Origin of the sequence: Streptomyces sennicomposti (assembly GCF_019890635.1) — a bacterium.
Classification (GTDB): Bacteria; Actinomycetota; Actinomycetes; order Streptomycetales; family Streptomycetaceae; genus Streptomyces; species Streptomyces sennicomposti.
Map to the genome: position 1 here is coordinate 1 of NZ_JAIOAB010000039.1, position 9,786 is coordinate 9,786.

Annotated in this window: 7 protein-coding genes and 1 pseudogene; 2 read left to right on the plus strand and 6 right to left on the minus strand. The window is 76.5% G+C overall.

From position 1 onward, the window contains the following. Positions 1-117 precede the first annotated feature (117 nt). Positions 118-1,428 (plus strand): annotated as a pseudogene (locus K7787_RS20860) (FAD-dependent oxidoreductase); the annotation flags it as partial. Here the strand turns inward: K7787_RS20860 and K7787_RS20865 are convergent. Beyond that, positions 1,417-1,809 carry a MerR family transcriptional regulator gene (locus K7787_RS20865; RefSeq protein ID WP_223002517.1) on the minus strand — a complete coding sequence of 131 codons (393 nt, stop codon included), beginning with the start codon at positions 1,807-1,809 and terminating at the stop codon, positions 1,417-1,419. The pseudogene K7787_RS20860 and the gene K7787_RS20865 sit on opposite strands and share 12 nt — an antisense overlap. Positions 1,810-1,997: 188 nt before the next feature. Between K7787_RS20865 and K7787_RS20870 the strand changes: the two genes are divergently transcribed. Continuing rightward, complete coding sequence (locus tag K7787_RS20870) at positions 1,998-2,792, plus strand: alpha/beta fold hydrolase (RefSeq protein WP_223002518.1); 795 nt, start codon at positions 1,998-2,000, stop codon at positions 2,790-2,792. A gap of 87 nt (positions 2,793-2,879) precedes the next feature. On the opposite strand, the gene K7787_RS20875 is transcribed toward K7787_RS20870, so the two are convergent. The 5 genes from K7787_RS20875 to K7787_RS20895 all read right to left on the minus strand — a co-directional run bounded on the left by K7787_RS20875 (position 2,880) and on the right by K7787_RS20895 (position 9,646). Beyond that, complete coding sequence (locus K7787_RS20875; RefSeq protein ID WP_223002519.1) at positions 2,880-3,890, minus strand: Rieske (2Fe-2S) protein; 1,011 nt, start codon at positions 3,888-3,890, stop codon at positions 2,880-2,882. Next, entirely contained in the window at positions 3,887-4,876 is a 990-nt protein-coding gene (locus K7787_RS20880) for a phytoene/squalene synthase family protein (RefSeq protein WP_223002520.1), read from the minus strand. The genes K7787_RS20875 and K7787_RS20880 overlap by 4 nt, the downstream gene beginning before the upstream one ends. Positions 4,877-4,907: 31 nt before the next feature. Beyond that, the gene (gene crtI, locus K7787_RS20885; RefSeq protein WP_223002521.1) at positions 4,908-6,479 is read right to left on the minus strand and encodes a phytoene desaturase family protein; all 1,572 of its coding nucleotides are present in this window, start codon (positions 6,477-6,479) and stop codon (positions 4,908-4,910) included. A gap of 255 nt (positions 6,480-6,734) precedes the next feature. Continuing rightward, on the minus strand, positions 6,735-8,108 hold the full coding sequence (locus K7787_RS20890) for a cryptochrome/photolyase family protein (RefSeq protein ID WP_223002522.1): 1,374 nt from the start codon (positions 8,106-8,108) through the stop codon (positions 6,735-6,737). 53 nt (positions 8,109-8,161) lie between these two features. Then, the gene (locus K7787_RS20895) at positions 8,162-9,646 is read right to left on the minus strand and encodes an SDR family oxidoreductase (protein ID WP_223002560.1); all 1,485 of its coding nucleotides are present in this window, start codon (positions 9,644-9,646) and stop codon (positions 8,162-8,164) included. Positions 9,647-9,786: the final 140 nt, after the last annotated feature.

Below are 9,786 nucleotides of genomic sequence, written 5' to 3' on the forward strand. Positions count from 1 at the left end.
CGATGCGCAGGTCCGCTCTGAGTCCGGCCCGGCCGCCCCGCCCCGACCCGGGGCGGCCATTGTGGTGATTTGTCCGGCGGGTCGGTGTCGCGTTGTGCGGCGGCGGTTACCCACAGTGGTATGACCACCTTCTTCCGCCAGTACTACAACCTGCGCGGCCTGCTGCGCCGTACCGACCCCGGCCTGGACCGGCTGCACCCCCTGCCCGACTACCCGCTGCGGCACAGCGGCGGCCTCACCGACAGCTTCGCCCGCGTCCCGCGCACCCCGCCCCTCAGCGCCCTCGGCTTCGTCGCCCTGAGCCCCACCTTCGGCTGGCGCGACCTCGCCGCGATGGACGCGCGGGCCGCGCTGCCGCTCCTCGACGTCCGCGTCCCCGAGGTCTACGAACGCTTCGACACGGTCAGCGCCAGCCGCTTCCTGGAAGGCGTCCGCTTCCCCGAGGCCGCGCACCACCTGGCGTTCGAGGTGTTCTCCCGCAGCTTCTTCGCCGACCCGCGCGAACTCTCGGCCGCCGAACTCATCCTGATGTTCCACATCTACTTCCTCGGCTCCGCCGAAGGCCTCCTCTTCGACGTGCCCGACGAGCCGTTCCCGCAGGCGCTGTGGGAACCCCTCGGCGACTACCTGCGGCGCCTGGGCGCCGACGTGCGCACCGGCACCCCCGTACGCGCCGTCCACCCCGAGACCGACGACGGCGGCGTGACGGTACGGACCGACACCGCCGCCCACCGCCACGACGCGGCGGTCCTCGCCCTCGACCCCGGGGCGCTGCGCGCACTCGTCGCCGGCTCACCCCGGCTCGGCACGCCCGCCTGGCGCGCCGGCATCGGCGCCCTGCGCACCGCCCCGCCCTTCCTCGTCTCCCGGCTCTGGCTCGACCGGCCGGTCCGCGCCGACCGGCCCGGCTTCCTCGGCACCAGCGGCTACGACGGCCTCGACAACGTCAGCGTCCTCGACCGCTACGAGGGCGAGGCCGCCCGCTGGGCCGCCCGCACCGGCGGCTCGGTGGTGGAACTGCACGCCTACGCCGTCACCGGACCGGCCGACCGGCGGGAGACACAGGACCGCCTCCTCGCCGCCCTGCACCGGGTCTACCCCGAGACCCGGCAGGCGCGGATCGTGGACGCCCGGCACGCCTGGCACGCCGACTGCCCCCTGTTCCCGGTCGGCGGCCACACCCGGCGGCCCACCGTGGCCACCCCGCACCCCCGGGTGACGCTCGCCGGCGACGCGATCCGCTGCGACCTGCCCGTGGCCCTGATGGAACGCGCCGCCACCACCGGCTTCCTGGCGGCCGGTCTGCTCCTGGCCGCCTGGGGCGTCCGCGGCCAGGTGCTGTGGACCGTCCCCCGCACCGGCCGCTCCCCGGTCCTGCGCGCCCTGAGCGCGGCGGCCCGCCGGCCGGCGGCGGGGTCAGTACGATGACGCCGGCTGGAGCACCGCCGGGGCGGCGTCCTGCGGACCGGCGGCGATGACCGCGTCGAGCAGGCCCTGGGAGGACCGCAGATCCTCGATCGCACGGGCGATGCGCTCGCGCTCCCGGCGCAGCGTCGCCACCAGGTCGGGGCAGACGGGCGCGAGGATCGGGCCGTCGTCGCGGACGCAGGGCAGGACCTGCGCGATGGTGGCGGTCGGCAGCCCGGCCGCGAGCAGGATCCGGACACGCCGGACGGTGTCCACGTCCGCCTCGCCGTAGACGCGGTAACCGCTCGGCAGCCGGGTCGGCGACAGCAGGCCCTGCTCCTCGTAGTAGCGCAGCAGCCGCTCGCTGACCCCGGTCCGGCGGACCATCTCCCCGATGCGCATGTGGTCTGCACCTCACCCCGTTGACTCTCACACCGGTGTCAGACTTTAGCGTTCCGGACATGGTCACCGGCAGCCGCCCCGATCATCTGGCGCGGCGTCAACTAGTCAGCGTCGCTGGTCCGGTGGCCCCGTGCCCCGCATCGTGAGCCCCGCAGCAAGCGGCGGCGAACCCGAAGGAGACCCGAACCATGTCCCCTGCCCTGCCCGGCTCCAGCCTCGGCCGCATCGTCCGCGGCACCGGCCCCGGCCTGCTGCTCGCCCACGGCGCCGGCGGCGGCATCGACGCCAACTACGGCCCCGTCCTGGACGCCCTGGCCGCGCACCGCACCGTCGTCGGGCCCGACTACCCGGGCACCGGCCGCACCCCGCGCGCCGACGCCCCGCTCACCCTGGACGGCCTGGCCGACGAACTGGTCGCCACCGCCGTGGAGGAGGGCGTCGAGACCTTCGCCGTCGCCGGGTACTCGCTGGGCGCCGCCGTCGCCGTCCGCGCCGCCACCCGGCACCCCGGGCGCGTCACCGCCCTCGTCCTCACCGCGGGCTTCGCCCATCCCAGCCCGCGGTTCCTGCTGGCCGCCCGGATGTGGCGCGACCTGCTCGACGCGGACGACCCGGAGGCCCTGGCCGGCTTCCTCGCCCTGGTCGCCTTCAGCGCCCCCGCCCTGGACGCGCTCGGCCAGGACGCCCTCGACGCCGCCCTCGAAACCAGTGCGGCCACCGTTCCGCCGGGCACGCCCGACCACGTCGACCTGCTCCTCGGCGGCATCGACGTACGGGACGACCTCGCCGCGATCACGGTGCCGACCCTCGTCGTCTCCACCACGCTCGACCAGCTCGTCACCCCGTACCACCACCGGCAGCTCAGCGACGGCATACCCGGGGCGGAGCGCGCCGAGATCGCCTCCGGGCATCTGCCGTTCGTGGAACGGCCCGAGGAGTGGGGCGCCCTCATCAGCGACTTCCTGCGGGACAACGACGCCTGAGGGCGACTCCCGGCCGGGAGGCGACGCCGTACGGCTGCCGCCCGAGTGGCGACGACCGCAGACGACTCCGCCCCGCCGGGAAGCCTCTCACCCCGGCAAACGCCCCGACGCCCGCAGCTGCCAGCGCCGTTCCGCGTAGGCCAGGTCGTCGCGCCACAGCCGGGCCGCCGTGCGGCGGACCAGAGGGCGCAGGGCGGGGGCCGCGGCGCGGGCCAGGGCGAAGCCGGGGCGGTCCGAGGCGGCGACCACCGCCTCGATCACGGCGGTCCGGGGCCGCTCGTCCGCCCCGCCGGTCAGCGGCGTGGCGTGGGTCTCCACCACGGACCCGGCCCCCTCGCCGTCGGCGATCCGCATGACGACCGTGCGCGGACCGGGCGCCGTGAACTCCGCCCGGACGGGCACCACGCACCGCCTGGTCACCCGGAAGGAGACGTCCACGACGAAGGCGTCGTCGCCCTCGCCCCGGGGCGCCCGGACCACCGTCAGATCCACGAACGAGTACGGGTGGAACCACGCCCCGTGCCACGGGTCGAGCCGGTTGGCGACCACGTCCTGCGGCTCGCACCGCCCCTCCGCCGTGCACACCGCGTCCAGCGCGCCGCCGGCCGCCGGCCGCCGCGGCACCACGGGCCGCCGGGTCGGCTCCTCGCCGCCGACCGCGTCCAGCCGCACCCACACCAGCACCCCGTCGTCGTACGCCGGATACGGCTCCCACCCGGCGAACGGCCCGCCGTCCAGGGCGAGTCCGTGCCAGTGGCACACCAGCGTGCCGCACACCACCCGGCCCTCCCGCAGCGGCGCCCCGAGGTGCGGGCAGATGCCCGGGCCCGCGTGCAGCTCCCCGGCCGCCGACCGCCACAGCACCACCTCGACGCCGCCGACCGTCCTGCCGAACGGCGGCCCACCGGGCCGTACTTCACGGGAGGCGGCGACGACGAACCAGTTGCCGGACGGACGGGCCGACGCCCGTTTCAGCGCGTCGGCGATCAGCGCCGGGCGGGCCGCCCGCCAAGTCGACGGCTGTGCGGCCCAGTTCGGCCGGCCCGGCCGCCGACGCAGCGGTGGCCGCCAACCAGAGGGCCCAGGACGGCCGTTCACTGTGCGGCCTCCTCGCACTCCGGCGCCACGGCGTCCGGCGCCGTCCGCGCACCGCGGGCGCGCCACCGCGCCCCGGCGATCTGGACGAGTCCGGCCGCGGCCACCACCGCACGGCGGGTGGCGGAGACCGCCGCGCGCCGGTGCAGCACCGTGTACTGCTGTTCGGCGATGGCGTCGAGGATGCCGCCGTAGAGCGTGAACGCCGCGCGGATGCAGGGCCGTACCCGGGGGTCGAGCATCGCGATGCCGGGCTCCGCCTCCCGGTACACCTCCCGCGTCAGCGCCTCCGCGGCGATCAGCGCCGCCTGGATGCGCGCGTCCCCCAGTCCGGTACGGCGGCTCCACTCCAGCAGCGGCCGGTCCACGCCGTGCGCGGCGAGCAGGTCGGCGGGCAGGTAGACGCGGCCCCGGTCCAGGTCCTCGCCCACGTCCCGCAGGAAGTTGGTCAGCTGGAAGGCCACGCCGAGCGCGGCGGCGTGCGGCGCGGCCTCGGCGCGGGGCACGACCGTGCCGAGCACCGGCAGCATCTGCAGCCCGATCACCGCCGCCGAGCCGTGCATGTACGCCCGCAGGTCGGCGTAGGTGGCATAGTCCGTGACGTCGAGGTCGGCGCGCATGGAGGCCAGGAAGTCGGCGAACAGGGTGTGGTCGATGCCGTAGCGCCCGGCGGTGTCGGCGACCGCGCGGACCACGGGCTCGCAGCCGCCGCCGGTGCGCAGCGCGTGCGCGAGGTCGCTCTCCAGCGAGCGCAGCAGCCGGTCGCGTTCGGCGGGCGTACGGCCGCGCCGGAGGTCGTCCACGATGTCGTCGGCCCAGCGGGCGAAGCCGTACAGCGCGTGCACGGCCGACCGGCGCTCGACCGGCAGCAGCCGGGTGGCCAGGAAGTAGGTGCGGCCGTGGCGGGCGTTGAGCAGGCGGCAGCGGGCGTAGGCGGCGCGGAGCGCGGGATCGGTGATCCCGGCCGCGTCCAGTTCACGCCGGGTCATGGGCGGCCTGCGCAGTTGGTCTCACGCCGGGTCATGGGCGGCCTCCGGGGTCGGTGCGGACGTGGCCCGCGCGGGACGCGGCGCGGGACGGCGGGGGACGGCGGGGGACGCGCCGGGGGAGGACCCCGCCGGTGATGCGGGCGGCGGCGAGCTTGCCGCTGAGGAGCACCGTCGGCACGCCGACCCCCGGGGTGGTGCCGCAGCCGGCCAGGACGGCGTTCTCCAGCCCGCGCACCAGGTTGCGCGGCCGGAACGGGCCGGTCTGGGCGAAGGTGTGCGCGACCGAGAAGGGGGTGCCGGCCGCATGTCCCCGCGCCGTCCAGTCCAGCGGCGTCACCAGCAGCTCCTCGCGCACGCTCGCCGCGAATCCGGTCAGGCCCCGGCGCTCCAGCTCGGCGACCAGGCTGTCGCGGTAGCGCGGGCCGAGATCCCGCCAGTCGGCGGCGCCGGGGCCGATGTCGGTGTTCGGGCAGGGCGCGAGGACGTAGTGCAGGTGGCCGCCCGGGGGCGCGAGCGCCGGATCGTGCGCCGTCGGGCGGGTGATCAGCAGCGACGGGTCGCTCATCAGCCGTCCCGTGCGGGTGAGTTCGTCGAAGGTGCGCTCCCAGGCCGCGCCGAAGGACAGGGTGTGATGGGCCAGGCCCGGCCAGGTGCGGTCGCAGCCCGCGTGCAGGACCACGGCGGACGGCGCGTGCCGCAGCCGTACCGGGCGGCGCGGTGCGCGGCCCAGCAGCCGGTGCGCGGCGGCCAGTTCGCAGCTCAGCACCACCGCGTCGCAGGCGATCCGCTCGCCCGACGCCAGCCGCACCGCCCGCACCCGCCCGGCCGCGCACTCCAGGCCGCTCACCTCGGCCGACCAGCGCAGCTCCGCGCCCGCGCCGGCCGCGGCGGCCGCCATCCCGCGGGGCAGCGCGTGCATGCCGCCCTCGGGGAACCAGACCCCGGCCACGGTGTCCATGTAGGCGATCACCGCGTACGCCGCGAGCGCCCGGGCGGGGGCGACTCCGGCGTACAGGGACTGGAAGGTGAAGACCCGGCGCAGCCGGGCATCGCGCAGGAAGCGGCCGACGCGCCGGTCCAGCCGGCCGAAGCCGCCCAGCGCCGCCAGGCGCGCCAGGTCCGGGGTGAGAAGCTGCAGGGGCGAGTCGAAGTTGGCGTCGATGAACCGCCCCATCTGCGCCCGGTACAGCCGGGTCAGCCAGTCGCGCAGGGCGCGGTAGCCGGCCGCCTCGGCGGGTCCGGCGAAGCGCCGCACCTCCGCCTCCATCGCCTCGGCGTCGGTGTGCACGTCGAGCGCGGAGCCGTCGGCGAAGGCGGCCCGGTAGGCCGGGTGCAGAGGGGTGAGGCGGACATGGCGGTCGAGGCGGTCGCCGACGGCGGCGAAGGCCTCGTCGGCCAGGTGCGGCATGGTCAGCACGGTCGGTCCGGTGTCCAGCTCATACCCGCCGAGCCGCACCCGCCCGGCCCGGCCGCCCGGACCGGCGTCGCGCTCGACGACGGTCACCCGCCGGCCCGCGCCGAGCAGGTGCAGGGCGCAGGAGAGACCGGACAGACCGGCGCCCACGACGACGACGTGCCCGGTCGCCCCGGGCACCGTCCTCACCCGGACCCCCGGGCACGGCCGGTCGGTGCGGCCACCGGGGGCCGCGGTCGCAGCACGGACAACGCTCACCCGCTCTCGCTCCCCGCACACCGGGGCGTGAGCCGCGCGGTCGCCGCGCGGCTGCGCTGATCCCTGCCCCGCGACGCCCTGCGGGGGCGCTCCCCGGCGGCCCCGTCACTCCACCGGCCCATCGCCCGGTCGGCCGACCGGCCCCACGCCGCCTCGGCCGCTGCCCCCCGCGCGCCCGCGCCGCCCTCAGTCGCGTCCCCGGGCGTGCCTGAAGCGCGCCAGGCCCTCCCCGAGGTCCACCAGCGGCTGCGGATAGCCGAGGGCGGCGCGCTCCTCCTCCGGCAGGCGCCACGGCTCGTGCACGAACCGGGCGGCCACCTCGCGCAGTTCGGGCACCCAGCGGCGTACGTACGTGCCGTCCGGGTCGTAGCGCTTGCCCTGGACGACCGGGTTGAGGACGCGGTGGGGGCGGGTGTCGGTGCCGGTGCCGGCGGCCCACTGCCAGTTGAGCTGGTTGTTGACGACGTCCCCGTCCACCAGCAGGTCCAGGAAGTACCGTGCGCCGATCCGCCAGTCCACGTACAGCGTCTTGGTGAGGAAGCTCGCCGCCAGCAGCCGGGCCCGGTTGTGCATCCAGCCCTCGTGGCGCAGCTGGCGCATCGCCGCGTCGACGAGCGGGTAGCCCGTACGGCCCTCCCGCCAGGCCGCGATGTCCTCGGCCGCCTCGTCCGGGCCGCGCCAATGGTCCTCGCGGGTGCGGTAGTCCCGTACGGACGCGTCCGGGCGGGCCGCCAGCACCTGGTGGTGGAAGTCGCGCCAGCACAACTGCCGTACGAACGCCTCCGCCCCCTCACCGCCCCGCTCCCGCGCCCGCCGGACCAGCTCGACGGGCGAGAGCGCCCCGAAGTGCAGATAGGGCGAGAGCCGGGAGGTGCCGTCGCCGCCGAGGTCGTCGTGCCGTTCCCCGTACGCGGCCACGCCCGCTCGCAGCCACCGGGACAGGCGCTCGCGCCCGGCCGTCTCGCCGCCCGCGGGCAGCGCGGGGGAGAGGCCGGACAGGTCGTCACGGGACGGCACCGGCTCGCCGCGCACCCCCTCCGGCACCCGTACGCTCCTAGGCGCCGGGCACGCCTCCCGCAGCCGCTCGCCGGACCAGCGGCGGAAGTACGGGGTGAAGACCGCGTAGTGGTCGGAGCCGGACGGCGCCAGGGCGCCCGGGGCGACGGCGGTGATCACGGCGTCGTGCACCCGCAGCTCGACGCCCCGCCCCGCCAGGTGGTCGCGCAGCCGCCGTTCCCGCCGCTGGGCGTAGCCGGTGACGCCCGCGGCCAGATGCACCCGCGTCGCTCCGCACTCCTCGGCCACCGCCGCCACCTCGCGGACGACCGGACCGCCGCGCACCACCAGCCGGCCGCCGCGCCGGCGCAGCGCCGCGTCCAGGTCGGCCAGGCAGTCGGCGAGGAAGGCGGCGCGGTTGGGCACGTCGAATCCGGCCGCGTGGACGCCGGGGTCGCGGACGAACAGCGGGACGACCTCGTCGGCCGCCGCGAGGGCCGCGCGCAGCGGCGGATGGTCGTGCAGCCGCAGATCCGAGGTGAACAGGACGACGGCGACGGTCATGAGGTCACTTTCCGGGGGCGGGGCGGGACGGTGCGGCGGGAACGGGCGTGCCGTCACTTCCGGTGGGCGGACATGCCCTTGGCCGCCGCCTGGGTGATGTTGCGGGCCATACCGCCGAAGACGACGGCGTGGAAGGGCGCGACCGACCACCAGTAGGCGTGCCCCAGCAGGCCGCGCGGGTGGAACAGGGCGCGCTGCCGGTAGCGGGTGCGGCCCCGCTCGTCCGTCTCGGCGAACATCTCCAGCCAGGCGAGCCCGGGCAGCCGCATCTCCGCGCGCAGCCGCAGCAGATGCCCCGGCTCGATCTCCTCCACCCGCCAGAAGTCCAGCGAGTCGCCGACCCGCAGCCGCTCCGCGTCGCGCCGGCCGCGCCGCAGACCGACCCCGCCGACGAACCGGTCCAGCCAGCCCCGCACCGCCCAGGCCAGCGGGAAGGAGTACCAGCCGTGGTCGCCGCCGATGCCCTCGATCACCTTCCACAGCGACTCCCGGGAGGCGTCGACCGGGGCCTCCCGCACGTCCTCGTAGAGGCTGCCGCCGGCCCAGTCGGGGTCGGTGGGCAGCGGATCGCTGGGGGCGCCGGGCACGGCGGCGGACGACCAGCGGGTCGCGACCTGCGCCTCGCGCACCTTGCGCAGCGCCAGGGCCAGCGCGTCGTCGAACGGCAGCGGCCGGCCCGGCGGATCGGGGACGTAGCGGGCGATGTCGTGCTCGCGGCAGACCACCTCGTGGCGCAGCGACTCGGTCAGCGGCCGGGCGATGGCGGCGGGCACCGGGGTGACGAGGCCGACCCAGTGGCTGGACAGCCCGGGGGTGAGGACCGGCACCGGCACGATGAGGCGGCGCGGCAGACCGGCGACGGCGGCGTAGCGGGCCATCATCTCGCGGTAGGTCAGCACGTCCGGGCCGCCGATGTCGAAGGTCCGGTTCACGTCCTCGGGCATGGCGGCGGAGCCGACGAGGTAGCGCAGCACGTCGCGGATGCCGATGGGCTGGATGCGCGTGTGCACCCAACTCGGGGTGACCATGACCGGCAGCCGCTCGGTGAGGTAGCGCAGCATCTCGAACGAGGCCGAGCCCGAGCCGATGACGACCGCCGCGCGCAGCACGGTGGCGGGCACGGGCGCGTTCAGGAAGATCCGCCCGACCTCGGCGCGGGAGCGCAGATGCGGGGACAACTCCCGCTCGGGCACTCCGTGCGGGGTGAGTCCGCCGAGGTACACGATCCGCCGCACCCCGGCGGCGTGCGCCCGCTCGGCGAAGACGCGGGCCGCGCGGCGGTCGGTGTCCTCGAAGGACGAGCCGGTCCCGAGCGCGTGCACCAGGTAGTACGCCACGTCGATTCCGCGCATGGCCCCGGCCACGGAGTCCGCGTCGGTGACGTCGGCGGCGACGGTCTCCACGTCGTGCGCCCACGGCTGGTCGCGCAGTTTGCCGGGCGAGCGTGCCAGGCACCGCACCCGGTGGCCGGCCGCCAGCAGCTCGGGCACCAGGCGGCCCCCGACGTACCCGGACGCCCCGGTGACCAGGCAGTGCAGGGACCCCGTGTCCGGCCGCCCTTCGGCACCCGCCTGTCCGGCTGTGTCCGGCTGTCCGTGCGTGTCCGCCCGTCCGGCTGTGTCCGGCTGTCCGTGCCTGTCCGCCTGTCCGGCTGTGTCCGGCTGTCCGTGCCTGTCCG